This is a genomic window from Micromonospora chaiyaphumensis (assembly GCF_900091435.1).
GTDB lineage: Bacteria > Actinomycetota > Actinomycetes > Mycobacteriales > Micromonosporaceae > Micromonospora > Micromonospora chaiyaphumensis.
The window spans coordinates 19254-44756 of sequence record NZ_FMCS01000001.1; the positions used below are offsets into that span (position 1 = coordinate 19254).

24 protein-coding genes are annotated in these 25503 nt (G+C 72.1%); 13 read left to right on the forward strand and 11 right to left on the reverse strand.

Annotated features, from left to right (window positions below; all coding sequences use genetic code 11):
* Positions 1-11 precede the first annotated feature (11 nt).
* Genes GA0070214_RS00110 through GA0070214_RS00120 form a run of 3 tightly spaced genes read right to left on the reverse strand, consistent with a single transcriptional unit; the run spans position 12 to position 3603 of the window.
* On the reverse strand, positions 12-971 hold the full coding sequence (locus GA0070214_RS00110) for an ROK family protein (RefSeq protein WP_091257706.1): 960 nt from the start codon (positions 969-971) through the stop codon (positions 12-14).
* 4 nt (positions 972-975) lie between these two features.
* Positions 976-2445 (reverse strand): M81 family metallopeptidase, encoded by a 1470-nt coding sequence (locus GA0070214_RS00115; protein ID WP_091257708.1) that lies wholly within the window; start codon positions 2443-2445, stop codon positions 976-978.
* A gap of 12 nt (positions 2446-2457) precedes the next feature.
* Positions 2458-3603 carry an ROK family transcriptional regulator gene (locus GA0070214_RS00120; RefSeq protein WP_091257710.1) on the reverse strand — a complete coding sequence of 382 codons (1146 nt, stop codon included), beginning with the start codon at positions 3601-3603 and terminating at the stop codon, positions 2458-2460.
* Between the two features lie 289 nt (positions 3604-3892).
* Between GA0070214_RS00120 and GA0070214_RS00125 the strand changes: the two genes are divergently transcribed.
* The 12 genes from GA0070214_RS00125 to GA0070214_RS00180 all read left to right on the forward strand — a co-directional run bounded on the left by GA0070214_RS00125 (position 3893) and on the right by GA0070214_RS00180 (position 14583).
* A complete protein-coding gene (locus GA0070214_RS00125) occupies positions 3893-5698 on the forward strand; it encodes a peptide ABC transporter substrate-binding protein (protein ID WP_091257713.1) in 1806 nt (601 codons plus the stop codon).
* A 77-nt stretch (positions 5699-5775) separates the two neighbouring features.
* Positions 5776-6735, forward strand: coding sequence for an ABC transporter permease (locus GA0070214_RS00130; protein WP_091257715.1), 960 nt, complete (start codon positions 5776-5778; stop codon positions 6733-6735).
* On the forward strand, positions 6732-7655 hold the full coding sequence (locus GA0070214_RS00135; RefSeq protein WP_091257717.1) for an ABC transporter permease: 924 nt from the start codon (positions 6732-6734) through the stop codon (positions 7653-7655). The genes GA0070214_RS00130 and GA0070214_RS00135 overlap by 4 nt, the downstream gene beginning before the upstream one ends.
* Before the next feature lie 13 nt (positions 7656-7668).
* The gene (locus tag GA0070214_RS00140; protein WP_091257719.1) at positions 7669-9786 is read left to right on the forward strand and encodes an ABC transporter ATP-binding protein; all 2118 of its coding nucleotides are present in this window, start codon (positions 7669-7671) and stop codon (positions 9784-9786) included.
* Positions 9783-10499 (forward strand): copper homeostasis protein CutC, encoded by a 717-nt coding sequence (locus tag GA0070214_RS00145; RefSeq protein WP_091257721.1) that lies wholly within the window; start codon positions 9783-9785, stop codon positions 10497-10499. The genes GA0070214_RS00140 and GA0070214_RS00145 overlap by 4 nt, the downstream gene beginning before the upstream one ends.
* A 51-nt stretch (positions 10500-10550) precedes the next feature.
* Positions 10551-10850, forward strand: a complete 300-nt coding sequence (locus GA0070214_RS00150; protein ID WP_244167478.1) for a DUF1330 domain-containing protein — start codon at positions 10551-10553, stop codon at positions 10848-10850.
* 139 nt (positions 10851-10989) lie between these two features.
* Positions 10990-11925: an ion transporter gene (locus GA0070214_RS00155; RefSeq protein ID WP_091257724.1), complete on the forward strand. Its 936-nt coding sequence runs from the start codon at positions 10990-10992 to the stop codon at positions 11923-11925.
* An 83-nt stretch (positions 11926-12008) separates the two neighbouring features.
* Positions 12009-12830 (forward strand): hypothetical protein, encoded by an 822-nt coding sequence (locus tag GA0070214_RS00160; RefSeq protein WP_139141723.1) that lies wholly within the window; start codon positions 12009-12011, stop codon positions 12828-12830.
* Positions 12831-12858: 28 nt separating this feature from the next.
* The gene (locus GA0070214_RS00165) at positions 12859-13185 is read left to right on the forward strand and encodes a WXG100 family type VII secretion target (protein ID WP_091257727.1); all 327 of its coding nucleotides are present in this window, start codon (positions 12859-12861) and stop codon (positions 13183-13185) included.
* Positions 13186-13193: 8 nt separating this feature from the next.
* Entirely contained in the window at positions 13194-13682 is a 489-nt protein-coding gene (locus tag GA0070214_RS00170; protein ID WP_377463243.1) for a WXG100-like domain-containing protein, read from the forward strand.
* Positions 13675-14163: an EndoU domain-containing protein gene (locus GA0070214_RS00175; protein ID WP_091257731.1), complete on the forward strand. Its 489-nt coding sequence runs from the start codon at positions 13675-13677 to the stop codon at positions 14161-14163. Before GA0070214_RS00170 ends, GA0070214_RS00175 begins: the two co-directional genes overlap by 8 nt.
* A 51-nt stretch (positions 14164-14214) precedes the next feature.
* Positions 14215-14583: a hypothetical protein gene (locus GA0070214_RS00180; RefSeq protein WP_139141724.1), complete on the forward strand. Its 369-nt coding sequence runs from the start codon at positions 14215-14217 to the stop codon at positions 14581-14583.
* 77 nt (positions 14584-14660) lie between these two features.
* On the opposite strand, the gene GA0070214_RS00185 is transcribed toward GA0070214_RS00180, so the two are convergent.
* The 8 genes from GA0070214_RS00185 to GA0070214_RS00220 are packed head-to-tail and all read right to left on the reverse strand — an operon-like array spanning position 14661 to position 23702.
* A complete protein-coding gene (locus tag GA0070214_RS00185) occupies positions 14661-16301 on the reverse strand; it encodes a DUF4127 family protein (protein ID WP_091257734.1) in 1641 nt (546 codons plus the stop codon).
* Positions 16302-16303: 2 nt separating this feature from the next.
* Complete coding sequence (locus GA0070214_RS00190; protein WP_091257736.1) at positions 16304-17011, reverse strand: N-acetylmannosamine-6-phosphate 2-epimerase; 708 nt, start codon at positions 17009-17011, stop codon at positions 16304-16306.
* Positions 17008-17922: an ROK family protein gene (locus GA0070214_RS00195; RefSeq protein WP_091257738.1), complete on the reverse strand. Its 915-nt coding sequence runs from the start codon at positions 17920-17922 to the stop codon at positions 17008-17010. Before GA0070214_RS00195 ends, GA0070214_RS00190 begins: the two co-directional genes overlap by 4 nt.
* Positions 17919-18761 (reverse strand): carbohydrate ABC transporter permease, encoded by an 843-nt coding sequence (locus GA0070214_RS00200; protein WP_091257740.1) that lies wholly within the window; start codon positions 18759-18761, stop codon positions 17919-17921. Before GA0070214_RS00200 ends, GA0070214_RS00195 begins: the two co-directional genes overlap by 4 nt.
* Positions 18751-19698 carry a carbohydrate ABC transporter permease gene (locus tag GA0070214_RS00205; RefSeq protein WP_091257742.1) on the reverse strand — a complete coding sequence of 316 codons (948 nt, stop codon included), beginning with the start codon at positions 19696-19698 and terminating at the stop codon, positions 18751-18753. The genes GA0070214_RS00200 and GA0070214_RS00205 overlap by 11 nt, the downstream gene beginning before the upstream one ends.
* 11 nt (positions 19699-19709) lie before the next feature.
* Positions 19710-20993, reverse strand: a complete 1284-nt coding sequence (locus GA0070214_RS00210) for an ABC transporter substrate-binding protein (protein WP_091257744.1) — start codon at positions 20991-20993, stop codon at positions 19710-19712.
* 27 nt (positions 20994-21020) lie between these two features.
* On the reverse strand, positions 21021-22616 hold the full coding sequence (locus GA0070214_RS00215; protein WP_091259731.1) for an FAD-dependent oxidoreductase: 1596 nt from the start codon (positions 22614-22616) through the stop codon (positions 21021-21023).
* Positions 22617-22655: 39 nt separating this feature from the next.
* Positions 22656-23702 (reverse strand): LacI family DNA-binding transcriptional regulator, encoded by a 1047-nt coding sequence (locus GA0070214_RS00220; RefSeq protein ID WP_091257745.1) that lies wholly within the window; start codon positions 23700-23702, stop codon positions 22656-22658.
* 370 nt (positions 23703-24072) lie between these two features.
* Between GA0070214_RS00220 and GA0070214_RS00225 the strand changes: the two genes are divergently transcribed.
* Positions 24073-25431: a glycoside hydrolase family protein gene (locus tag GA0070214_RS00225; protein ID WP_208602601.1), complete on the forward strand. Its 1359-nt coding sequence runs from the start codon at positions 24073-24075 to the stop codon at positions 25429-25431.
* Positions 25432-25503 lie beyond the last annotated feature (72 nt).

A 25503-nucleotide genomic window follows, 5' to 3' on the forward strand; every position in this document is an offset into this window, starting at 1 on the left:
AGGAAACCGGCTCATCCCTCTCCCGGCTCCGGTGCGCCCCAGCCGTCGGGAACGGACAGCCCGGCGAGCCGTCGGGCCAGGACGGCGGCGCCGATCTGTGCGGCCTGCGGACCGAAGGCGGAGCGCAGCACCGGGGGCGGGGTCCGCCAGGCGAGCGCCGCGCGCAGGGCGTCGCGTACCGGGTCGAAGAACAGCTCGCCCGCGTCCGCCAGCCCGCCGCCGAGAACGATGCGGGCCGGGTCGAGGGTCAGGGTGAGGGTGGCCAGGGCGATCCCCAGCGCCTGGGTCGCGTCGTTCCAGACCGCGGCGGCGACCGGGTCGGTGGCCACCGCGTCGGCGATGGCTCGGCTGTCCGAGCCCGGGGTTCCGCCGAGCCGGGCGTAGCGGCGGGCCAGCCCGCCGGCGGAGGCGTAGACCTCCAGACAGCCCCGCTGCCCGCAACTGCACGGCTCGCCGCCGGGGTGCACCGGCATGTGACCGACCTCGCCGGCCGAGCCGGTCGCGCCCGGCACCGGCTCGCCGTGCACCACCACCGCCGCGGCGATGCCGGTGCCCAGCGGCAGCAGCAGGAAGTTGTCCAGGCCACGGGCCGCCCCGGCCACCGCCTCGGCGACGCCGGCCGCCCGCGCGTCGTGCCCGACCGCCACCGGGAGCCCGAGGTCGTCCCCGACGAGGGCGCGCAGCGGCACGTTGCGGAACCGGAGGTTGGCGGCGTACCGCACCACCCCGTTCGTCTCGTCGACGAGGCCCGGCGTGACCACGCCGATCGCGGCGGGTGTGGCGCCGAGATCGAGCGCGTCGTCGAGCAGCTGCAGGCACAGGGACCGGACCGCCTTGACCGGGTCGTCGTCCGCGCGCGACGGCGCGGTCAGCGTGTGCCGGCGCCGGCCGTCCTCGCCGACCACGGCACCCTTGATGGTCGTTCCGCCGACGTCGACGGCGAGGACGCACTGACCTTCGGGCTGGGTCACGCGATCACCCGGTCACCACGGCGAGGTCCGCGGTGAAGTCGCGGTCCAGGGGAAACACCGGTCGCACCACGTTCCGGTACGGCAGCCGCGCGAGATCCTGGTCGACGCCGCCCGGCGTCAGGGCCAGCAGCCAGTCGCCGGCCGCCTCGAACAGTTCGGGTTCGAGATAGCCGATCTTCACCACGACGAGATCCACCTCGTCGACCTTGACGCCCAGCCGGGCGTAGGAGTCCAGCAGGCGGTACTGCATCCGGCGGGAGGTGACGAAGACGCTCAGCCCGCCGACCCGCACGCTGACGCACCGCCCGCCGTCGGGATCGTCGGCGACCGCCTCCAGGATCCCGTCGAGCGGCAGCGGCCCCGGGTCCCGGGAGTCGATCCGACCGCCGACGGTCACCCGGACCGGCGAGCCGGGCGGCTGGTCGGCGACCTGCGCCACGGCCTGCGGGTCGACCAGCGAGGCGAACACGGCACGACGGGAGCCGTCGCGGATCTCGGGGCGGGCCAGCATCCGTTCGAGGGCGAAGGTGACGTCGTCCGCGCCGCCGGCCCCCGGGTTGTCGCCGGAGTCGCTGATGAAGAACGGTCGCCGGGCCGGATCGGCGGCCGCGGCCAGGGCGGTGTCGAGGCACTCGTCCATCGATCCGGTGGGGGCCACGAAGGCGAACTCGTCGCGGGCCGCCCAGAAGTGCCCGCCGAGCTCGCGGGCCGCCTCGGTGGTGGCGGCGGCGTCGGTGCCGGTGACGACGACCGCGCCCCGGCAGCGCGGCTGGTCGGCCCAGGCGAACCCGATCCAGATCGCCGCGTCGACGACGCCGTCCCGGGACTCGATGTCGGGAATCCGCGCATAGAGCCCCCGGGCCGGCTCCTCGCGGGTGCTGGTCATCTCGCCCGGCAGCAGGATCGGCACGTGGACCAGCGCCTTGTGCGGACGCTGCTGCCGGCGCAGCGCCTCGACCAGGTTCCGGGCGGCGCGCTCACGGGTCTCCCACACGTCGACGTGCGGGGCGGTGCGGTAGCAGGTGAGCAGGTCGCAGGCGTCGAAGAGCACCTGCGAGACGTTGCCGTGCAGGTCCATCGCGGCGGAGACGAACGGCTCCGGCCCGAGCACCGACCGAATGGCGGTGACGAGTTCGCCCTCCGCGTCGTTGCTCCCGACGACGGTCATCGCGCCGTGGATGTCCAGCAGCATGCCGTCCACGGGGCCGGCCGCGCCCAGCTTCTCCACCAGCTCGGTGGCCCAGGCCTCGTACGTCGCCCGGTCCACCGCGCCGCCGGGCAGGGCCCGGGCGTGCACGAGCGGGATCCACTCGACGTCGGCGGCCCAGGGCTGGGTGGGGGAGAGCCAGTCGTATCGGGCCAGCAGCGCATCGCCCCGGGTGACCTCGAAGTCGTCGGCGGTGCTCAGGTGCGGCGAGAACGTGCTGGACTCGATGTGGATGCCGCCGATGGCGACGCGGAGGGGTCGGGGCACGGGTGTTGCTCCTCAGGAGGGTCGTACGTCGGTCGTCGTGCGCAGCAGGTGCCCGAGGCCGACCAGGGCCGCATCCGGGCCCGCCACGCTGGCTTCGATGGTCAGGGACTGGGTCATGGACGGTAGGCAGCGCTCGTAGAGCATTCCGCGGGTCGCGGCCACGTAGACGTCGAGGCTGGACAGTGCGCCGCCGATGACGACGGCGTCGGGGTTGAGGAAGTTGACCAGGCCGGAGAGGGCGACGCCGAGCAGCCGGCCGGCGTGGCGCACCATGGTCACCACGGTCGGGTCGGCGTCGCTGACCGCTGCCACGATGTCCCGGATCGTGGTCGCCGACGAGCCCTGCTCGGCCAGCTGGCGGGCCAGGGCGGCGCCGCTGGCAACGGTCTCCAGGCAGCCCCGGCTGCCGCAGGAGCACTCCCGCTCGCCGCTGTCGGCCACGCGGACGTGGGTGACGTCGCCGCTGAGCCCGCGCCCGCCGCGGTAGATCTGACCGCCGCTGACCAGGCAGGCGCCGATGCCGGTGCCGGCCTTGACGTAGATCATGTCGCCGAACTCGTCGCGCCGGGTGACGTACTCGCCGATCGCGGCCGCCTTGGCGTCGTTGTCGACGACGACCGGCACCGGGAAGCGCTCGGCGAGACGGGCCCGCGCGTCGACGCCGCTCCAGCCGGGCATCCGGGCCGGGCCGATCAGCCGTCCACCCGGGAACTCGACCGGACCGGGCAGGGCCACACCGACGCCGAGCACCTCCTGGCCGGGCGCGGCCGCCGCCTGGAGCCGGTCGACCGTCGCGCCGACGACCTCGAACACCTCCGCCGGTCCGGCCGCGATGTCGATGGCCACCTCCTCGGTGGCGCGCAGCCCCCCGTCGGGCGCGCACAACCCCACCCGGGCGTGCCTGCCGCCCAGCTCGGCGACGGCGAGGACCCCCTTGGTCTCCCGCAGGCGCAGGATCCGGGGGCGCCGTCCTCCGGTGGACCGGCCCACCCCCTCCTCGAGGATGACGCCCTCCTCCAGCAGCCGGCGGACCACGCTCGTGACGGTCGAGGGGGCGACCTGCAACGCCTCGATGAGGTCGGCGCGCGAGGTGACCGTGCCGCTGGCCAGCAGGCTCAGGGTCTGGTCTCGCAGCGTGGCGGAGATCGATGGTTCCAAGGGTGCCTCTCCTTGTTCGGGCGGTCCTCCGGCGCCGCCTCAGTGTCGCAGTGCCCGGCAGGGTGCGCCCCGGAGCCCACGCGAAGAGTTTCGGTCGATGCTTCGCCGACTTCGATCGTACCCTGGCTGAAGTCTCCGAATAAAGAGGGTAACTTTCGTTGACTCCACACTTCGGCCCGGATACATTCTCCGCGTCGAACGTCGAGGAGCAGCACCAGGTGGCCGAACGCGTGGCAACCGCCGGTAGCGCCCGGAGACGCGGGGCAGTGCACATCAATCGAGGAGATTCATGAGGAGCAGATTTCCCCGGCGCGCCCTCCGCGGCGCGGTCGCGGTAGCCAGCGCGGTCGCTCTCGGGGCGGGTCTGGTCGCCTGCGGTGGTGGCAGCGGTTCGTCGAAGGACGGCGGGAGCCAGGGCAAGGACACCGCGACCGTCGCCTTCCGTACCCCCAACTGGATCCTGCCGATCTCGGCACCCGGCTTCACCCAGGGCGAGAACGCCATCTTCGGCCAGGCGCTGTACCGGTCCCTCTACCAGTACAAGCTGGACGGCACGGCGCAGTACAACATCGACTCGCAGCGCTCGATGGCCGAGGCGCCGGTGGTGAGCGACGGCGGCAAGACGCTGACCATCACGCTGAAGGACAACACCTGGTCCGACGGCAAGCCCGTCACCACCAGGGACATCCAGTTCTGGTACGACCTGGTCAAGGCGAACAAGGACAAGTGGGCGTCCTACCGGGCCGGCGGCCTCCCGGACAACATCGCGCAGTGGTCGGTCAAGGACGAGAAGACCTTCTCGATCACCACCACGAAGGTCTTCAACACCGCCTGGTTCGTCGACAACCAGCTCAACAAGATCACTCCGATGCCGCAGCACGCCTGGGACAAGGACTCCGCCACCGCGGCCGTGAGCGACCTGGCCAGCACGCCGGCGGGCGCGAAGAAGGTCTTCGACTTCCTCACCGCGGCCGCCAAGGACCCCAAGACGTACGACTCCAACGAGCTGTGGAAGGTCACCAGCGGCCCCTGGAAGCTGGCGAAGTACGTGCCGAACGGCGAGGTCACCCTCGCCGCCCAGCCGACCTACTCCGGCACGGACAAGCCGAAGCTCGCCAAGATCGTGCTGCGGCCGTTCACCGGCGACGACGCCGAGTTCAACGTCCTGCGCGCCGGTGACATCGACTACGGCTACGTGCCCGCGGCCAACCTGTCCCAGGAGGGCTACCTCAAGTCCAAGGGCTACACGGTCTCGCCGTGGTACGGCTGGTCCGTCACCTACCTGCAGCTGAACTTCAACAACCCGAAGACCGGGGTGCTGTTCAAGCAGCCGTACCTGCGGCAGTCGCTGCAGATGCTCATCGACCAGCCGACGATCAGCAAGGTGATCTGGTCCGGCACGGCCGCGCCGACCTGCGGCCCGGTCCCGGCCAAGCCGGGCACCAACGGCGCCGACGCCACCGGCTGCGCGTACTCCTTTGACCCGGCCAAGGCGAAGGAACTGCTGGAGAGCCACGGCTGGAAGGTCACCCCGGACGGGCAGACCACCTGCCAGACGCCGGGCACCGGGGCGAACCAGTGCGGCGACGGCATCGCCGCCGGCACGGCGCTGAACCTCACCGTGACCAGCCAGACCGGCTTCGCCGCCACGACCAAGATGTTCGCCGAGATCAAGTCGCAGATGGCCAAGCTGGGCATCCAGCTCACCATCAAGGAGGTGCCCGACTCGGTCGCGGTCACCCCGGCCTGCAAGCCGACGGACGCCACCTGCTCGTGGGACATGTCCTTCTTCGGCTCGCAGGGCAGCTGGTACTACCCGGCGTTCGCCAGCGGCGAGCGGCTCTTCGCCACCGGCGCCCCGGTGAACCTGGGCAGCTACAGCAACCCGGAGGCCGACAAGCTCATCGAGGCCACCCAGTTCTCCGGCGACGAGAGCGCGCTCAAGGCGTACAACGACTTCCTCGCCAAGGACCTGCCGGTGCTCTGGATGCCGAACCCGGTGTTCCAGATCTCGGCGTACCGGTCCGGCCTGCAGGGGGTCGAGCCGCAGGACCCGATGAACTTCATGTACTTCCAGGACTGGTCCTGGAAGTGACCGATCACTGATCGTCCCGGCCCCGGCGGCGCCCACCGCGCCGCCGGGGCCCCGACCGGGGAGGAGGCGGGGCCCAGGTGGTCCGGTACCTCATCACGCGCTTGGGCCAGGCCCTCGTCGTCGTCGTGCTCGTCACGGTGATCGCGTTCCTCATCCTGCACCTGCTGCCCGGGGGCGCGGCACGCGCCACCCTCGGCAAGGAGGCGACGCTGGAGCAGCTCGCGGCGTTCAACCACGACATGGGCTACGACCGGCCCTGGATCCAGCAGTACGGCATGTACGTGCAGCGCCTGCTGCGGGGCGACCTGGGCTACTCGTACCAGCTCAACCAGTCGGTCGTCGAGGCGATCAGCCAGCGGCTGCCGAAGACGATGGTGCTGTCGCTGCTGTCGACCGTGCTCGCCATCGTGCTGGCGATCCCGCTCGGCGTGATCCAGGCGGTACGCCGCAACCGGTGGCCCGACTACGCCATCACGTCGCTGTCGCTGCTGGCGTACGCCACGCCCATCTTCTTCATGGGCCTCATGATGATCATCCTCTTCTCGCAGGTCTGGCCGATCCTGCCGCCCGAGGCGCCGCAGGGGTTCACCGTGGCGGAGGTGCTCGCCGACCCGGCCGGGCTGGTCCTGCCCACGATCACCCTCGCCATCGTCACCATCGCGGTCTACTCGCGGTACGTCCGCTCCGCCATGGTCGACAACCTCAACGAGAACTACGTCCGCACCGCCCGCAGCAAGGGCCTCTCCGAGCGGCGCGTGGTGCTGCGGCACACGCTGCGCAACGGACTGTTCCCGGTCATCGCGCTGCTCGGGATGTACCTGCCCGCGCTGTTCAGCGGCGCGCTGGTCGTCGAGTCGCTGTTCAACTTCCCCGGCATGGGGCAGCTGTTCTGGCAGGCGGCGCTCAAGCGTGACTTCCCGATCCTCCTCGGGGTCACCGTCATCATCTCGATCGCGACGGTGGTCGGCGCGCTCGTCGCCGACCTGCTCTACGCCGCCGTCGATCCCCGGGTCCGACTCCAGCGGAGCGCGTCATGACCACACTCTCCGAGGCGGTCCGCCCAGGTGCCGTCCCCGACCGGCCGGCCGACGCCGACGAGGCGCCGGTGCGCGGCCTCTGGCGGCAGGGCCTGGTCGTCTTCTGCGAGAACCGGCTCGCCCTGGTGGGCCTGGGCCTGTTCGTCCTGCTGGCCGCGATCTGCTTCCTCGGCCCGCTCTTCTACCACACCGACCAGGTGCACACCGACCTCACCAAGGTCCACCTGGCCCCCGGTGACCAGGGGCATCCGCTCGGCACCGACGGGGTCGGCTACGACCAGTTGGGGCGGCTCATGCTCGGCGGGCAGACCTCGATCATCGTCGGCCTCGCCGCCGGGATCCTCGCCACCGCCGTGGGCACGATCTGGGGCGCCGTCGCCGGGTTCGCCGGCGGCTGGGTGGACTCGGCCATGATGCGGGTCGTCGACGCGATGATGTCGATCCCGTCGCTGTTCCTGTTCATGCTGCTCGCCGCCATCGTCACGCCGAGCGTGTCCATGCTCATCGTCATCATCGGTGCCTTCGCCTGGCTGGGACCGGCGCGGCTGGTCCGGGGTGACGCACTGACCCTGCGCTCCCGCGAGTACGTCCAGGCCATGCGGGGGATGGGCGGCACCGGCGGCCGGGCCGTGCGTCGGCACATCGTGCCGAACGCCATCGGCACCGTGATCGTCAACGCGACCTTCCAGGTCGCCGACGCGATCCTCTACGTCGCGTACCTGTCCTTCCTCGGCCTCGGCGTCCCCCCACCCGCGGCGAACTGGGGCGGGATGCTCTCCGACGGCCTGGCGGACACCTACAGCGGCCACTGGTGGCTGCTGTACCCGCCCGGCATCGCCATCATCCTCATCGTCCTCGCCTTCAACTTCATCGGCGACGGGTTGAGGGACGCCTTCGAGGTCCGCCTCCGGCGACGCTGAGCAGGAGCAGAAAATGATCGAAACGTCCGGCCGGCACACGCCGGCAGCCGGCGGAACCCAGCCCCTGCTGGAACTGCGCGACCTCGACACCGACATCGCGCTGCGCCGCGGCACGGTGCACGCCCTGGACGGGGTCAGTCTCCAGGTCATGCCGGGGGAGACCCTCGGCGTCGTGGGGGAGTCGGGCAGCGGCAAGACGATGACCGCCCTCTCGATCATGGGCCTGCTGCCACCCGGCGGCCGGGTCTCCGGGGGACAGATCCTCTTCGAGGGCCGCGACCTGCGGTCGCTGCCGGCCGACGAGGTACGCCGCATCCGCGGCGTCCGGATGGGCATGGTCTTCCAGGACCCGCTCACCTCGCTCAACCCGACCATGCGGATCGGCGTCCAGGTCGGCGAACCGCTGCGGGTGCACGAACGGGTCGGCCGGGCCGAGGCCCGGGAGCGGACCATCGAGATCCTGCGCCGGGTCGGGATGCCCCGCCCGGACCGGATCGTCGACAACTACCCGCACGAGCTGTCCGGCGGCATGCGGCAGCGGGTCGCCATCGCCATGGCACTGGTCTGCTCACCCCGCCTGCTCATCGCCGACGAGCCGACCACGGCGCTCGACGTCACCACCCAACGGCAGATCCTCGAACTCATCGACGACCTGCGCGAAGAGTTCGGGATGGCCGTCATCCTGGTCACCCACGACCTCGGAGTGATCGCCGGCCGCGCCGACCGGGTCGCCGTCATGTACGCCGGACGGGTGGTCGAGACCGCCGCGACCGGCGAGCTGTTCCGCTCGCCGCGGCACCGCTACACGCAGGCGCTCATGGAGGCGCTCCCCGAGTCGGCGATCCGGGAGTCCGGCGAGCACGCCCGCCTCTACAGCATCCCGGGCCTGCCGCCGGACCTGTCCCGGCCCCTGACCGGCTGCCGCTTCGCGCCACGCTGCCGGCACGTCACCGACGAGTGCCGGACCACCGACGTGACCCTGACGGCCGGCGAGCACCAGCACGCCTGCCTGCACCCGGTGCCGGCGGAGCCCGCCGCGCCGGTCGGCCTGCCCACCCCGGCACGGGTCGAGCCGGCGCCGGATCCGGCCGGTGCGCCGGCCGGACCCGCTGAGCCGGCGGCCGAACCCGTCCTGTCGGTGCGGAACCTCGTCAAGAACTACGCCGCGCACGGCCGTGGCCTGCTGCGCCGGACCGCCGGGCAGGTCAGCGCCGTGGCGGACGTGTCGTTCGACGTCGGCCCGGGCGAGACCTTCGGGCTGGTCGGCGAGTCCGGCTGCGGCAAGTCCACCGTGGGCCGGCTCGCCGTCGGGCTGGAACAGCCCAGCGCCGGGCAGATCATGCTCGACGGCACCGACATCGCCGGCCTGGCCGGACGGGAGCGCCGCCGGATGCACCGCCAGGTCCAGCTGATGTTCCAGGACAGCTACGCCGCGATGAACCCGCGGATGCGCGTCGACGCCATCCTCGCCGAACCCCTCGAGATCCAGAAGGTGGGCGGAACGGCGGAGCGGCGGGCCCGGATCGCCACGCTGCTCGACCAGGTGGGGCTGTCCCGGCGGGTCCTCGAGCGCTACCCGCACGAGTTCTCCGGCGGCCAGCTGCAGCGCATCGGGCTGGCCCGGTCGCTGGCCCTGCAACCCCGGCTGATCGTCGGCGACGAGCCGGTGAGCGCCCTGGACGTGTCCATCCAGGCGCAGGTCCTCAACCTCATGCGGGACCTGCAGCGGGAGCTCGGCCTCGCGTACGTCTTCATCAGCCACGACCTGTCCGTCGTCGACTACATGGCGGACCGGATCGGCGTCATGTACCTCGGCAAGCTCGTCGAGGTCGGGCCCGCCCGGGACGTGGTCCGCGCCGCCCGGCACCCGTACACGCAGGCGCTCATCGACGCCGTCCCCTCCGTCACGCCGAATCCCGCGGCCGCCCGCGACGGGGCGACCATCCGGGGCGAGCTGCCCAGCGCGCTGAACCCGCCCGCCGGGTGCCGGTTCCGGACCCGTTGCCCCCTGGCCCAGGACATCTGCGCGACCGAGCCGCCGCTGGCCGGCGACGCACACCAGGTGGCCTGCCACTTCCCGCTGCGTCCGGAGTCGGCCGCGGCGGCCGCCCCGGCCGGGGCGATCGCATGACCACCGTCGAGATCTGCGTGAGCGACGTGCCGACCGCGCTGGTGGCCGAGGCCGCCGGCGCCGACCGGCTGGAACTGTGCGCCGACCTCGGCCAGGGCGGCACCACCCCCAGCCTGGGGACGGTCGAGGTCGCGCTCCGGACGTTGCGGCGGGCAGCCGTACGGGTGATGGTCCGCCCCCGGGGCGGTGACTTCCGGGTGAGCGAGGTCGAGGAGCAGGTCATGCTCGCCGACATCGCGGCCATCCGCGGCCTGCCCAATCCGCACGGTCTCGCGGTCGGGGTGGTGGTCGGTGCCCTCACCACCGCCGGCGACCTCGACCTGGCCGTCCTGCGGCGCCTCATCGAGGCGGCCGGACCGCTGCCGGTGACGGTGCACAAGGCCTTCGACGAGGTCCGCGACCAGCTGCAGGCGGTCGAGGACCTCGTCGACCTCGGCGCCGACGCGGTGCTCACCTCGGGCGGGGCGCCGACCGCGCTGGCCGGCGCCCCGCGGATCGCCGCGCTGCGGGAGCGGGCCGGCGACCGGTTGCGGGTCATCGCCGGCGGCGGCATCCGCTCGCACAACGTCCGGCAGGTGCTCGCCGAGACCGGAGCACGGGAGGTGCACCTGCGGGCGCCCGTGCGGCGCGACGGCCGCGAGGCCACCGACGGCGACGAGGTACGCCGGGTTGTCGACGCCACGCGTGCCCGCACACCCGTCCAGGACCGTTAACCTGCGTAGGGCAGCCCAGCGGGGCAGTGCCCACCTCATGAGCGGGAGTCAGTGACGGTGCCGAAGGCCTACTGGATCACCACCTACCGGTCCATCAGCGACGACAAGAAGGTCGCCGCGTACGCGGAACTGGCGGGCCCGGCGCTGCGCGCCGCCGGCGGCACGTTCCTGGCGCGTGGGGTGGCGGCGCACGCGTTCGAGTCCGGCGTGCGGGAGCGCACCACGCTGATCGAGTTCGACAGTGTGGACGCCGCGCTCGCCGCCCACGAGACCCCCGCCTACCAGGAGGCGCTGCGGGCGCTCGGCGACGGCGCCGACCGTGACCTGCGCATCATCGAAGCGACGCCCTGACGCCGGCCGGGACGGACGGCCCGGGGGGACGGCGACGGGCGCGACCGGGCCGCACCTCTAGGCTGTTCCGCATGCTTGCCCGGCACCACGCACCTGCTCAGTCCGACGGTCCCGGTGGGAGTGTGGGCGGGCGGCGCCGGTGAGGCCGTTCACCGTGCCCCGGCAGCGCAACGCACCGCCGGCCGGGCGACCGGGCCTGGCGGAGCGCTGCCGGCTGATCGCCGACTCGCGTGCCTTCGACGTGGTGATCGTCGTGGTCATCATGCTCAACGGGGTCGTGCTCGGCTTCGAGACCTACCGCGCCGTCGGGGCGGCGCACCCTGTCCTGCCCTGGTTGGAGTGGTTCTTCCGGCTCGTCTTCGTCGTCGAGATCGCGATCCGGGTGCTGGCCTACGGTCGCCGGCCGCAGGACTTCTTCCGGCACGGCTGGAACGTCTTCGACTTCCTGGTGATCGCCAGCATCTTCGTTCCCGGCCTGCACGGTGACCCGGGGGTGCTGCGGTTCCTGCGGGTCGCCCGGGTGCTGCGGCTGGTGCGGTTCTCACCCGGGCTGCGTACCATCGTGGCGGCGCTGTGGCGCAGCCTGCCCGGTGTCGCGGGATTCCTGGCCCTGGCCGCGGTCACCCTCTACGTGTACGGCATGGCCGGCTGGCTGATCTTCGGGGAGCGGTACCCGGAGCAGTACGGCGACATCGGCCGCTCGCTGCTGACCCTGTTCGTGCTGCTCTCGCTGGAGACGCTGCCGGACCTGCTCCAGCAGGGCATGGCGGTGTCGCCGTGGACCCTCGTCTACTACGTCAGCTACGTCCTGATCACGGTCAACCTGCTGCTCAACATCCTCATCGCGGTCATCGTCAACTCCATGGAGGAGGCCCGCCGGCTGGAGATGACCGAGCGGCTGTCGCCGGACTACGACGAGGACGGCGACGGGATCCCCGACGAACTCGACCGGATCGCCCTCACCCAGCGGCTGGACGACCTGCGCGCCGTCATCGGCGAACTCGAACGGGAACTGCGCATCGGCCGCGAGGACGGGCAGCACCGACCGCGCCAGCACCGCGAACGCGCGGGCTGAAGGCCCTCGTCCGTCCACAGGAGACGCCGATACGGTTGGTGTTGGTTGCTAGGGTCTTGGTGCGGTGACGGGGAGGCTACGGGATGCCAGACGACGGCGATGTGGACTTCGCGCGGCGGGTGAATGCCTACCGCCGGCAGCTGGCGGAGCTGCAGGCGGACCGTTCCCGGCCGGGGGCGGCCGCCGAGGGCCACGGAGACGCCGCGGACGGGCAGGTCAGAGTCGTCGCGTCGGCGGGCCGCCTGCGGTCGGTCGAGCTGGCCGCGCAGCTGATGCGGCTGTCCGGTGATGATCTCGCCCCCGTCGTCGAGGAAGCGGCGAACAACGCGCTCGCCGCTGCCCGCGCCAACCCGATGAGCACCGAGCCCACGCCGGAGCTGTCCGGACTGGCCGACAGTCTCGCGGCGGCCGTCGCCGAGAGCGAGCTGGCGTGGCGCCGCCTCCAGGGGGCGCTCAACGAGGCGATCGCCAAGGTGGGCCCGCGCACCGGACTCGGCGGCGACGTCCCCACCCAGGAGACGTCCGACCTGCTCGGCGGGGTCATGGAGGTGCTCAGGTCGGCGCGGGGAGTTCCGTCCGATGCCGGCGAGTCCCACGAGCCGGAGCGGCGGGGTGTGGGATCCGACGACGCGGGACACGTGTCGGCGGAGGTCGACAGCGCCGGCCGTGTCGTCCGTCTGGAGCTGCGCGCCGGCCGGCTCACCTCCTGGCAGCTCGGCGAGCTGGTCGTCGAGGCGGTGAACCAGGCGCTGGACGGGGTGGAGACGGCGGACGCCGTAGCTCCGGGGCCGGTCGGGGAGGACCTCAGCCGGCGGGTGGCCGAGCTGCAGGATGCCAGCGCGCGGCACATGGCCGCGCTGACCGGGGCGTTGACCGGCATCATGGCCCGCATCCGGGAGCCGTGACGATGAGCGAGGGTCAGGGTGACAGGCGATGACCGGTGAGATCGAGATCAACCCGGAGGCGATCATCGACGCGGGCGACAACATCCTCGCCTCGGCGCAGCGCATCCGCTCCGCGGTTTCCGCCTTCAACGCCGAACTGGCGGCCTTCGGCACGCCCTGGGGCGGTGACGATCTGGGTTCGCTCATCGGGATGGTGTACGAGACGATCCGGGACCTGGCGATGGAGACCTACGACGCCAACCTGGTCGAGATCGAGGACATCGGCAAGCTGAGCCGGGTGATGGGCATGAACTATCAGGAGACCGAGCGGGCCATCGCCGAGCACCTCGGCCGCCTGCGCGAGATGTTGGGCTGACCATGGGCATGACGCTTCCCTCCGAGCTGGTGTCCCTGCTGGGCGTGCTCGGGTACACCTGGCCCGAGGCCGACGAGACGAAGCTGCTGGAGATGGGGCAGGCGTGGTTGGCGTTCCCCGACCGACTGGCGGCTCCCGTGGCCGAGGCCGATCGGTCGGCGCGGCAGGTCTGGACCGACAATCGCGACGCCGCCATCGAGCGCTTCCAGGCGACCTGGGAGGCAGGCGACTCGGCGAAGACGAACCTCGACGACGGCGCCGGCGCCGCAGCGCTGATCGGTGCCGGGCTGATGGTGTGCGCCGGCATCGTGCTCGCGCTGAAGATCAACGTGATCGTGCAGTTGACGCTGCTGGCCATCCAGATCGCGCAGGCGATCGCGACGGCCGCGGTCACCTTCGGGGCGTCGCTGCTGGAGATCCCGATCTTCAAACTCATCACCGGCGCCCTCATCGACCAGTTGCTGACCATGGCGACCGACGCGGTGCTCGGTGGGTAGCCGCGGCAAGGCCGGCCTGTTCCGGCCCGTGGAGAAGTGGCTCCGGGCGCGGATGCGCCACCGTCGTTACGAGCACGTCTTCCGCGGCCACGTCAACACCAACGCCAGCCCGCCCCGCGGCACCGGCTTCCACCACCGCTTCCTGGGCGAGAACCCGCCGGGAGCGCGGGTCCGCGTCGACGCCAACGGTCGGGAGATGATCCTGGAACGCTACGTGGACGGCACGTACCGGGCCCGGGTCGACGTGCAGGACGCGACCGGCGTCTGGCGCCAGAAACGGGGCGCCAGCACGTTCTTCCCGGACAACTGGACGCCACAGCGCGTCGACGAGACGATCGAGGGCGCGTTCCGGGCGGGGGGTCCCCACCCCGGGGATCCGAACAAGTGGCAGGGTAGGGCCAACGGGCTGCTGGTGGAGGGCTTCTACAATCCCGGCGGCACGACGTGGTATTCGGCCTGGCCGGTGGCGGGGGGCAACTGACACATGCAGCACGGCATCGAGTTCGAGCGGAACCAGTACGGCGCGCCTTCCATGACGACGCGCAACGGGCACTTCCGTGACCTGGGCTCCCAGCTGGTCAGCGACATCCAGACGTACGCCCCGGACTGCCTGGAACTGCTGCAGTGCATCGACGATGTGACGTCCGGACGTTCCGCGTACGAGGAGTTCGAGGGTAACTCCGCCGTCGTCCGCTGCACGCCCGAAGGCGTGACCGTGGAGAGCCTCGGACCGGTGCCGTCCGGGACGACCTACACCGTCGACGAGGCCCGCGACGTGATCCTCCGCTACTTCGACTTCCTGGCGCCGTCACCCGCCGAGAAGAAGCGGCACCTGGCCACCTGGGAGGGGGAGAACGGCCGGCCGTTCCCCGGCCGGGCACTGCTGCGCCTCACGGACTGAGGCCGGACGGCCGCGGACCCGTCCGGTACCGGCCGGTCGCGCCGGCGGGCCAATGCCGGCGCGACCCGGTCGTCCGGTCAGGACAGCTGCAGTCGCGGCTCCAGGATCACCTCGAAGAGCCGGTCCCACGGCAGCTCGACCCGCGCCGACTCGAAGCGCGCCAGCGTCGCCGTGAACGTCGTCGCGCCGCGCCGGCCCAGCACGATGCTGTGCCCCGCGAAGTGGTCGGCGAAGTACCGCTCGGTCAGCGGCACCAGCCGCTCGCGTACCCAGCCGTCGAAGTAGCTCTTCTGCGCGGGCGTGAGCGCGAGCGGGTCCCAGCCCTGCGCCCGCGCGTGCGCGTACGCCTCGACCTGCACGATGTTCTTCCACGGGTCGTCCTTGACGAACCGGTAGAGCAGGTACTCGGCGTGCGCCTGGCCGGGCCCCCGCAGCTCGGGCACCCCGAACCCGCTGCCCGAGGAGCGCAGGTACGCCCACCGCGCGGTGCCGTGCCCGAGCGCCAGCCCGAGGGCGTTGCCGCCGGTGTTCCACCCCGAGTACGACAGCAGCGCCGCGAGGTCCAGGCCGCTCTCCATCCGCGCGACCAGGTCGTGGTCGGCCTTGTTGACGATGAGCGGGTCCACCACGACGACCGGGGTGCCGGCGGCCAGCAGCGCGCCGATCCGCCCGACGAACGCGTCCAGGTCGGCGGCCCGCTGACCGGGCGCCGCCGAGGGGGTGTTCACGGCGAGCACGATGTCCGCGTCGCCGCCGACGACCCGCCCGCCGACGGCGGCCACGTGCCGGCGGATGTTCTCCGCGAACGGGATGCCCTCCAGCTGCGCGGTCCAGCTCTCGCCGGAGACGCCGGCGTACTCCACCCGGTAGGTGGGCGTCGTGCCGGCCGCGATCACCCGGGCGACCAGCAGCGCGTCGACCTCGTCGGCGCCGGGGAAGATCTCCACGCGGTCGCCGACGCCGAGCCGGGCGACGAGCGCCTCCAGTTCCACCCGCTCCGCCCGGGCCAGGCCGACCGGCGCGGTGTCGTCCTCGGAGAGCACGAGGTGGCTGATGGTGCCGTCGGCCACCCACTCGACCATGAGGCGGTTGACCTGGTGGTTGCGGGCCCGCGCCGCGAGGTAGTCCTCGACGACCTGGTCCGGGATCTGCGCCCGGACGGCGTCGAGCTGGGCCCGCAGCTCCTCCTGCCCGAGGTTGACCACCTGGTCGTAGAGCTTCGCCCAGCTGACCAGCGCGTCGCGGTACCGGTCCAGCTCGGTGCCGGTGCTGGTGATCGCCAGGCGCTGGATGGTGTCGTGCACCTCGATCACGGCGTCCGGTCGGGCCGCGCGCAGGTTCCGGATGGCGGCCAGGTTGTCCAGGGCGGCGGCCAGGGTCGGTGCGGCGGTCCGGGAGGCGATCAGTCCGCCGTAGGCGAGCATGCTCACCGAGATCACGTACCCGTCGGCGCCGTCGGTGGTGCCGAGCCAGCGGGCGATGGCGGCCCCGTCGCCGGGGGTGAAGAAGCGGCCCAGCAGCTCCCGCGGCGGCAGCAGCACCCGGGCGCCTGCGCTCGCCGCGGTCATCTGCGGCGCGTACGTGTTGACCGGCCGGTCGTCCAGCGGCACCAGCGCCACGGTCGGCTGCCGCCCGGCGGGCCCGGCGAGGGCCGGGCGGCCGAGGGCCACGGTGGCCAGCCCGGCCACGCCGGTGGCCAGGAGGGTACGTCTTCTCATGCTCACTCCCTCTTCTCCGGAGCGCTCGCCGCGCGGGGGGTGGCCGGCACGAGCCGGCGGGTGATCCACAGCGGTGAGGTGACGGCGTTGCCCATCACCACCGCGTGCGCACCCGCCGCGAAGGCCCGGCCGATCTGTTCCGTGGTGCGGTACCGCCCTTCCGCGAGCACCGGCACGGACAGCTGTGCGACGAGTCGCGCCACGAGCCCGAGGTCGGGCCCGTCAGTCGGTGGGCTGGCCGGCGTGTAGCCGGACAGCGTGGTGGCGACCGCGTCCGCGCCGGCCTCGACGGCGGCGACACCCTCGGCCGCGGTCGAGATGTCGGCGAGGATCAGCGCGTCGGTCCGTTCGCGGATCAGGCGGACGGTGTCGCCGAAGGTGCGGCCGTCCGGCCGGGGCCGGTCGGTGGCGTCGATCGCGACGATGTCCGCCCCGGCCAGCGCCACGTCGAGGGCGTGGGCCGCGGTCGGGGTGATGAAGACGCCCTCGGTGCCGTGCTTGTACAGGCCGATCACCGGCACGTCGACGACGGGGCGTACCGCGGCGATGTCGTCCGGTCCGTTGACCCGGACCGCCACGGCGCCGCCGCGTACCACCGCGGCCGCCACCCGGGCCTGCACGTACGGGTCCCGCATCGGGTCGTCCGGGTCGTCGGGCAGCGGCTGGCAGGACACCACCAGCCCGCCGGCCAGTTCGTCGAGTGCGTTCACCCGCTGGTCCTTTCGAGGTCGAGACTGTCCATGGCCAGCCGGGCCGCGCCGACCAGGACGGCGTCGGCGCCCAGCGCGGCGGGCCGCAGCGGAACATCGGCCCAGCCCGCCGGCACCTCGGCGGCGTAGGCGGCCGACGCGGCGGGCAGCAGCGCGCCGGCCGCACCGCCGGCCACCAGGACGGCGTCCGGATCGAGCACGGAAACCAACCCCGCCAGGGCCGCGCCGAGCGCGGCTCCGGCCCGGTCCACGACGCGCCGGGCGACCGCGTCGCCGGCCGCCGCGCGGTCCGCCACGGTCCGGCCCGTGACCCGGGTTCCGGTGTCGAGGGCGTACGCGGAGGCCAGCCCGCTGCCCGAGGCGATCGCCTCCAGGTGCCCGTGCCGGCCGCAGCCGCACCGCAGCCGCTCGGCGCCCGGGACCGGCAGGTGCGCGACGGCGCCGGCGGCGCCGCGGGCACCGGCCTCCACGCGGCCGTCGCGGACGATCGCCCCGCCGAGCCCCGTGCCGACGGCCACCAGCAGCACGTGGGCGCGGTCCCGCCCGGCACCGGCCCAGCACTCGCCGAGCGCCGCGGCGTGCACGTCGTTGGTGACCCGCACGGGTCGACCCAGCCGGGCGGCCAGCGCGTCGGCGACCGGGGTGCCGGTCCAGCCGGGCAGGCTGTCGGTGGCGTACCGGATGCCGCCCGTCGCGGGGTCGACCGTGCCGGCCGTGCCCACCCCGACCGGCCCGGGGGCCGCGCCGAGCAGGTCGGCGGCCAGCCGCGCGGCCGCGTCCAGCACGGCCTCGGGCCCGGACCGGGCGGGCGTGGGCGCCTCGCGGCGCTCCCGCACCCGCCCGTCCCGGCCGACCAGCGCGGCCGCCGTCTTGGTGCCGCCGATGTCGATGCCGACGACCGGTGCCGTCATCCCTTGAGGCCGGTGTGCGCGAGGCCCTCGACGAACTGCTTCTGCGCGATCACGAACACCACGAGGACCGGCAGCGCGGTCATCGACGCGGCGGCCAACTGCACGTCCCACATGGGGCCGCCGTAGGCGTCGACGAACTGGGTGAGCGCCTGGGGCAGCGTGAACTTCTCCGGCGAGGAGAGGAACACGATCGGTTCCAGGTACAGGTTCCAGCTGTGCAGGAAGGTGAAGATGGCCACCGCGCCCAGCGCCGGCCGCGACAGCGGCAGGGCGATCCGCCAGAACGTGGCGAACCGGCCCAGCCCGTCGACCCGGGCCGCCTCCTCCAGCTCACCGGGGAGGCTGATGAAGAACTGCCGCATGATGAACGTCGCCAGCACGCTGGGCGCGCCGAAGATCGGCACCAGGATCAGCGGCCAGTGGGTGTTGACCAGGCCGAGCTTGAAGAACATCTGGAACAGCGGCACGATCGTCACCTCGCTGGGAATGAGCAGGCCCGCGAGGACGACCAGGAACAACACGTTCTGGCCGCGGAACCGGATGCGCGCGAAGGCGTATCCGGCCAGGGCCGACACGGCCAGGGTGCCGACCGTGACCACCAGCGCGATGTAGAGGCTGTTCAGGTACTGCTGCCCGAACGGCTGCAACTCGAACACCCGCCGGTACGCGTCGAGGCGCGGGTTGGTCGGCAGCAGGTCCGGCGGGAAGGCGAAGATGTCCGCCACCGGCTTCAGCGACGAGGTGACCATCCACCACGTGGGGAAGACGAACGGGATCGCCAGGACCAGCAGCACCCCGTAGAGCACCAGCTTGGTCCGCCGCGACAGGTCACGACTCATGGAAGACCCACCTCTTGCGCATCTGCCACTGCAGCACGGTCAGGGCGAGCACGATGGCGAACAGCACGATCGACAGCGTGGCGCCGTAGCCGAAGTGATGGAACTGGAAGGCCTGCTGGTACAGGTAGTAGACGAGCACTGTCGTCGACGTGCCCGGCCCGCCCTGGGTGAGCACCGCGATCTGCGCGAAGACCTGCAGCGACCCGACCACGGTGATGATCGAGGTGAGCATGATCGTCGGGCTGATCAGGGGCACGGTGATCCGCCAGAACTGGCGCAGCCGGCTCGCCCCGTCGACCTGCGCGGCCTCGTACAGCTCGGCCGGCACGCCCTGCAGGGCGGCCAGGAACAGCACCATGTTCAGGCCGACGTTCTTGAACACCTGCACGACGATCACCGACACCATGGCGGTGCCCTCGCCGCGCAGCCAGTTCGGCCCGTCGATGCCGACGGTGTCGAGCAGGCTGTTGAGCCCGCCGTTGTCCTGCAGCAGGAAGCCCCACACGATGGTCCAGGCCACCAGCGAGACGACCACGGGGGAGAAGAACAGTGTGCGGAACAGGATCGTGCCCCGCAGTTTCTGGTTGAGCAGGACGGCCAGCAGCAGCGCCAGGCCGAGGTTGAGCACCACCAGGCCGACCGAGAACAGCCCGGTGGCGCGCAGCACCGCGCCGAGGTTGGGATCGTCCGCGAGCGCCTGGTAGTTGTCGGTGCCCACGAAGTCGAAGGTCCCGGCGAGCACGTTCCACTCGTGGAGGCTGTACCAGACCACGAGGACCAGCGGCAGGATCACGAAGACGGCGCTGCCGAGCAGCTGCGGGGTGATGAACAGGTAACCGGTGAGCTGGTCCCGGCGGCGGGTGGTCCAGAACGGCCGGGCCCGGCCCGGGGCGGGCCCGGCGGTTGCCGGGCCCACCCTGGTGTCCGTCTGGGTCATGATCGTCAGCCCTACTTCGCCAGCAGCGGCTGGATCTTGGCGCAGACGCCGTCGAGGACGGCCTTGATGTCCGCGTTCGGCTGCCACAGCGGGTCGAGGCCGGCGCGGACCTGCTGGCTCAGCTCGGCCTGGCCGGCGTGGTTGGGCTTGACCACACCGTTGGTGATGCCGTCGATGACGACCTTCTGCAGCTGCTCCGGCTTGAGCTTCGGGTTCGTCTTGGCGAGCGTCTCGGCGGTCAGCTGGGACTGCCGGGGCGGCGGGAAGAACTGGGCGAGCTTCGCCGAGTTCGTGGGGTTGGTGAAGAAGGCCAGGAAGTCGGCCGCCTGCTTGGCGTGCGGGCTCTTCTTCATGACCCCGAGGCCGGCCTGGCCGACCACCGCGTAGTTCCCCTTCGGCCCGGCCGGCAGCGGCACCAGGTCCCAGCCGAAGCCGCCGTCCTTGAGCAGCGAGGCGCGGGAGATCTGGGTGACCGTCATGGCCGAGTCACCGGCGAAGAAGTCGGCCGTCGTGCCCGGGCCGGGCAGCGCCTTCTGGGTAAAGGTGGCCTTGTGCAGGGTGGTCATCGCCTCGACCATCTCCGGGCTGTTGAACCCGCAGGTCTTGCCGTCCTCGCTCCAGGCCTGGGCGCCCCACCCGGTCCAGAAGGTGGACAGGTTGTCCCAGCCCTTGTAGTCGAAGTCCCGGATGACCAGGCCGGCCTTGCCGGACTTCGCCCCCGCCGCCGCGGCGGTGGCCAGGGCGTTGTCCCAGGTCCACTGCCCGGCCGCGATCAGCTCGGCCGGGGTCTTCTGACCGGCCTTCTTGACCATGTCGGTGTTGACGAAGACCCCGAACGGCGAGGTCGAGAAGGGGTACGCGTAGAGCTTCCCGTCGTTCTGCCAGAGCTTGAGCGTGGCGGGGGAGAGGTCCTCGTACTGGTAGCCCTCGGCCTTCTTGAGGGTGTCGTCCAGGGGCTGCAGCGCGCCGGAGGCGACGAAGTCCGGGGCGGAGTTCTCGAACACCCAGGCGAGGTCGGGCGCGTTCCCGCCGGCGATCTGGGTGGTCAGGGTGGTCGTGTAGTTGTCGAACGGCAGCGGGTCGAACTTGATCTCCGCGACGTCCGGGTGGTTCTTGCGGTACTCGTCGGCGATCTCGTTGAACAGCTTGAGGTGCGCCTCGTTGGCCGACCAGACGGTCATCCGCAGCTTCGCCGGGCCGCTGTCGGCGGACTCGCCACCGCCGCCGCAGGCGGTCAGGGCGAGCGCGCCGGCCAGCGCCACGGCGACGCCGCGCAGGGCCTTTCCTGCTCTCACAATCTTCTCCTCACCGGGGGTGTGTGTTCAGTAGCCCGCGATCCGCGGCCAGCGCTGTTCCACGCCGGCCGCGGTGAGGCGGTCCTGGAAGTCGGCCAGCAGACGGGGGGTGTTGCGGACCGCACGCGGGGACTCGCCCCGCGCCAGACAGAAGTCGGCGAGCAGACCGGCGACCTCGCCGACGTTCCACTCGACCGGGTGCAGCCGGTAGCTGCCGTTGGTGACGTGGGTGGTGCCGATGTTCTTGCCGGCCGGCAGCAGGTTCTCCATCCGCTGCGGGATCAGCGCGCCGAGCGGGATCTCGAACGGGCAGGAGCCGACGTCGATGTAGTTGTCGCCGCCGGTGGACGGGTGCAGGTCGATCCGGTACATGCCCACGCCCACCGCGTCCGGGTAGCTGACCGCGCCGTGGTCGCCCCGCACCGCCAGGGACAGGTCCTGCTCGGCGACGGTGTACTCGGCCCGGATCCGGCGGGACTCGCGGATGTAGGGGGCCTGGGCCAGGCCGTCGGCGCTGCCGGTCACGTCGCCGCGCAGCCGCAGGCCGGGGAAGCCGGTGCCGCCGTCGGGCCGGGGCGCCTCGGTCTGCAGCCAGTAGAGCACCGAGTACGACAGCTCGCGGGCCTTGGCCAGATGCCACGACGCGTTCGGCACGTCGATGACCGGACCCTCGAAGTAGTCGATCATCGGCCAGTTGACCAGCGTGATGTCGCTGCCGTACGCGCCGTCGGTGAAGTTGCGCCGCGCGGCGATCCGCCGGAACGTCCACAGGTTGCCGTCGCCGGGGTTGACGCGCTGGTCGGCGTTGACGCTCAGCGGGTCGTCGTCCGGGTTGGGGGTGAAGCTGCGCTCGACGATCTCCAGCGTGCGCGGGTGCGGCGACTTCCAGGACAGCAGCCGGTCACCCCAGAAGTCGGGCTTGTAGTCGCGCCAGAAGTCGTATCCCGCGGGACGGTCGATGGTGTGGTCGCCGTCGACGTGGTCGATGGCGAAGCAGACGGAGACCGCCTGCATGTTCATGGGCTGGGCCTCGGCCGGGGCGCTCGGCTCACCGGTCTCCGCCTGAGACTCGAACCCGGTGACGTACTCGGTGCCGGTCAGCGGCAGCAGCTCACCGGTCTCGGTGGCGTCCAGGACGTACGGCGCGACCACCTCGATCCGCTCGTCCCGGTCGCGGTGCGCCAGGGTCACGCCGGTCACCCGGTCGCCGTCGGTCTCCGCGGCGACCGGCCGGTACGGCTGCAGCACCCGCAGCCGGCCCGAACCCCGGTACGGGGCGAGCATCTCCTCGAGGACGGCGACGGCCACCCGCGGCTCGTGGCAGAGCCGGCTCACCCAGCCCGCACCCGGGTTGAGGTCGGTCCAGGCCCGGGAGCGTTCGGTCAACGGGAAGTGGCGACGGTAGTAGTCGCGGATGCCGTTGCGCAGCGCCCGGTAGCTGGCGGTGGCGCCGAACTGCTCGATCCAGGAGTGCTCGTCCGGCGGGACGGCCTGGCTGGAGAGCTGCCCGCCGAGCCAGTCGAACTCCTCGGTCAGGATGACGGACCGGCCGGTCCGGGCCGCGGCGAGCGCCGCGGCGACACCGCCCAGTCCGCCCCCGACGACGAGGACGTCCGCACGCATGATGACCACTTGCTTCCTTCCAGTTGCGCGGCCGACCGCTCAGGGCCGGTCGACCGCCGGATCAGGGGTGCCGAGGGTGCTGCCCTCGACGAGTTCGCAGGGGAGAAGTCGCTGCTGGAGGCCGCCCGCGCTGCCGTCGATGACGCCGGTCAGCACCTCGACCGACTGCCGGCCCATCTCCTCGCGGGGGATGCGGAACCCGGTGAACACGATGTCGGTGGGGACGGGGACGGTCGGGTCGCCGAGGGTCACGATCGACAGGTCACCGGGCACGGTCAGGCCGCGCCGGCGGGCGGCGGCCTCCAGCGCCACCGCCGTGGCGAAGTCCTCCACGAAGGCCGCCGTGCTGCCGTCGGCCAGCAGGTCGTCGAGGGTCGCGTCGGCCGAACCGGGCGCCGCGGACACCTGGCGGGCGCTCTCCGCGGTGGCCGCGGCGGCGCCGAAACCCTGGCGCCGGTCCTGGGAGGACTCGGCGGTCATGCCCATGCCCACGTAGGTCAGGCGGCGGTGGCCGTGCCGCAGCGCCGTCTCGACGAGCCGGGCCACCGCCGCGGCGTAGTCGGCGCCGACGTAGGGGACCGGCCCGCCGGCGTCGTCGCGGCGCCCGACGGCGACGTACGGGAATCCGTCACCGTTGAGCCGCTGCAGCTCCGCGCCGTCGATCTCGCGCCCGAGCAGGATGCACCCGTCGGCCAGGCGCAGCCGGTTGTCCTGGTGGAAGATGCGTCGCCGGCCGTCCACGACCGGTGCGCTGGTGAACAGCAGCAGGTCGCAGCCGACCCGCTCGGCGTACTCCTCGATGCCGAGCAGGAACGGGTGGAAGAAGTCCCGGCTGCCGCTGGGGAAGGCGGGCTCGTAGGTGAAGACGCCGATGATCCGGTTGAACCGCGAGGCGAGCCGGCGCGCCACGGGGTCGGCGGCGTAGCCGGTCTCGGCGATGACCCGCAGCACGCGGTCCCGGGTCTCCGGGGCGATGCGGACGTCGGCGTCGGTGCGGTTGTTGAGCACCAGCGACACGGTCGCCTGACTGACGCCGGCCATCCGCGCGATGTCACGCTGGGTGACACGTCTGAGGGGAGCGGTCACGTCGGGTCCTTCCGGTGCGGCTAATGCGTATTAGCGCTCGGCGTTGGGAAGGAGCCTGGCGGGTGGTCCGGCGTGTGTCAAGAGGTGGCCGGAAGATTTCGGCGCGATGAAACCGCAGGAGTAATGCGCATTAGCGATCCGGTCGGCGGAGGGGGTGCGGGTCATCCGGGCGGATCGCCGCCGCGCCGGGCCGCCTCTTGACAGGAGCGCTGCCGAGCGAGCAACATTCGAGAAACATAGATGCTAATACGTATTAGCACGGCGACGCCAGGTTGCGTCCGCCGTTCGGTGTCCCCTGTGTTCTTACTGAGAGTCATCCCGCGCTGCTCGCGAACCGTCACCCGATCGCACCGACCGAAGAGGAAGCCGCATGACGAAGCCACCCGTCCCGTCCTCCCGGCGCGCCGCCCTGGCCACGGCCGGCGCCGGCCTGCTCGTCGCCGCTCTGGCCGGCGCCGCACCGGCCGCCGCCGATCCCGGCCTCGACTTCCCGCAGTTCACCTACCAGGGCACCGCGTTCGACAAGAGCACCCTGGCCTACAACCCGACGAACGAGTTCATCTTCCCGAGCGTCATCCGGGCCGCCGACTACTTCGCCAACCCGCTCGGCACCTACTACCTGTACTACGCGCCGCACGAGCGTCCCGGCGGCATCGCCCTCGCGTACTCCGACTCGATCGACGGCCCGTGGACCGAGTACACCGCCAACCCCCTGATCAGCAACACCTGGCTGCCGTACTACTCCACGGTCAGCCACATCTCCTCGCCGCACGCCGTGTGGATCGAGGGGGAGCGGAAGCTATTCCTCTACTTCCACGGCGAGAACTCGATCACCCGGTACGCGACCTCCGACGACGGCATCCACTTCGACTACGGAGGCACCGCGGTCAGCCGGAACGAGACCACCGGCGGTGAGACCTCCTACGCGCGGGTGTTCGAACAGTCCGTGCCGCGCCTGGGCACCCGGTACCTCATGGTCTTCATGGACAACCCCACCGGCGGGGCGCCCGGCCCCACCGGGCCGGTGTCCCGGCGGATCCGCTGGGCCGTCTCCAACGACGCGCGCACCTGGACCATGCAGCCCGAACCGATCGTGACCCCGCAGGGCGACGAGGGCCCGAACGCCTCGGGACCGTTCTTCCTGCGCTGGAACGACCGCAACCTGGTGATCTACCACGCCGCCGACGGCAACATGCACGCCGTGGACGTGGGGGAGGACTTCGACCAGGAGATCCACCTCGGCGTCGTGCACGACTCGATGACCGCCGCCCCCGACCTCGGCCGCTCGGCCGCGCCGACGTTCTACTTCGACGGCCGGACCGCGCACATGTACTACGAGGCAGGCGGCCGGCTCACCGCCACCATCGGGCACGCCACCGCCACCCTGCCGAACCCGTTGCCGGCCCGGCAGCTCGACTGCGCCGTGGACCGGCCGGTCCTCTGGCCGCCGAACCACGAGCTGGTCGACATCAACGTGACCGCGGACCTGCACGACGGCGTCCTCGGCCCGAACGCGTTCACCCTCACCGGCGTGACCGGCGGTGACGCCGCCGACGTCAGCGACTTCGTCACCGGTACGCCGGACACGAGCGGGAAGTTGCGGGCCGAGCGGGCCGGCGACGGCGGGGACCGGGTCTACCAGCTCACATACGCCGGCCACGACGAGCTCGGCCGGCCGGTCGGCTGCACCGTCACCGTCACCGTCCCGCACGACCAGGGCACCGACTGATCCTCCCGCCCGACGAAGCCGGCCGGCGCCGCTGGGTGCCGCCGGCTCGGGTGGCTGGTGCACCCGGGACTG

Coding starts and splice junctions, on each gene's coding strand:
- GA0070214_RS00125 (WP_091257713.1), top strand. CDS start 3,893: ATGAGGAGCAGATTTCCCCGGCGCGCCCTCCGCGGCGCGGTCGCGGTA.
- GA0070214_RS00135 (WP_091257717.1), top strand. CDS start 6,732: ATGACCACACTCTCCGAGGCGGTCCGCCCAGGTGCCGTCCCCGACCGG.
- GA0070214_RS00140 (WP_091257719.1), top strand. CDS start 7,669: ATGATCGAAACGTCCGGCCGGCACACGCCGGCAGCCGGCGGAACCCAG.
- GA0070214_RS00145 (WP_091257721.1), top strand. CDS start 9,783: ATGACCACCGTCGAGATCTGCGTGAGCGACGTGCCGACCGCGCTGGTG.
- GA0070214_RS00160 (WP_139141723.1), top strand. CDS start 12,009: ATGCCAGACGACGGCGATGTGGACTTCGCGCGGCGGGTGAATGCCTAC.
- GA0070214_RS00165 (WP_091257727.1), top strand. CDS start 12,859: ATGACCGGTGAGATCGAGATCAACCCGGAGGCGATCATCGACGCGGGC.
- GA0070214_RS00170 (WP_377463243.1), top strand. CDS start 13,194: ATGACGCTTCCCTCCGAGCTGGTGTCCCTGCTGGGCGTGCTCGGGTAC.
- GA0070214_RS00180 (WP_139141724.1), top strand. CDS start 14,215: ATGACGACGCGCAACGGGCACTTCCGTGACCTGGGCTCCCAGCTGGTC.
- GA0070214_RS00185 (WP_091257734.1), bottom strand. CDS start 16,301: ATGAGAAGACGTACCCTCCTGGCCACCGGCGTGGCCGGGCTGGCCACC.
- GA0070214_RS00195 (WP_091257738.1), bottom strand. CDS start 17,922: ATGACGGCACCGGTCGTCGGCATCGACATCGGCGGCACCAAGACGGCG.
- GA0070214_RS00200 (WP_091257740.1), bottom strand. CDS start 18,761: ATGAGTCGTGACCTGTCGCGGCGGACCAAGCTGGTGCTCTACGGGGTG.
- GA0070214_RS00205 (WP_091257742.1), bottom strand. CDS start 19,698: ATGACCCAGACGGACACCAGGGTGGGCCCGGCAACCGCCGGGCCCGCC.
- GA0070214_RS00215 (WP_091259731.1), bottom strand. CDS start 22,616: ATGCGTGCGGACGTCCTCGTCGTCGGGGGCGGACTGGGCGGTGTCGCC.
- GA0070214_RS00225 (WP_208602601.1), top strand. CDS start 24,073: ATGACGAAGCCACCCGTCCCGTCCTCCCGGCGCGCCGCCCTGGCCACG.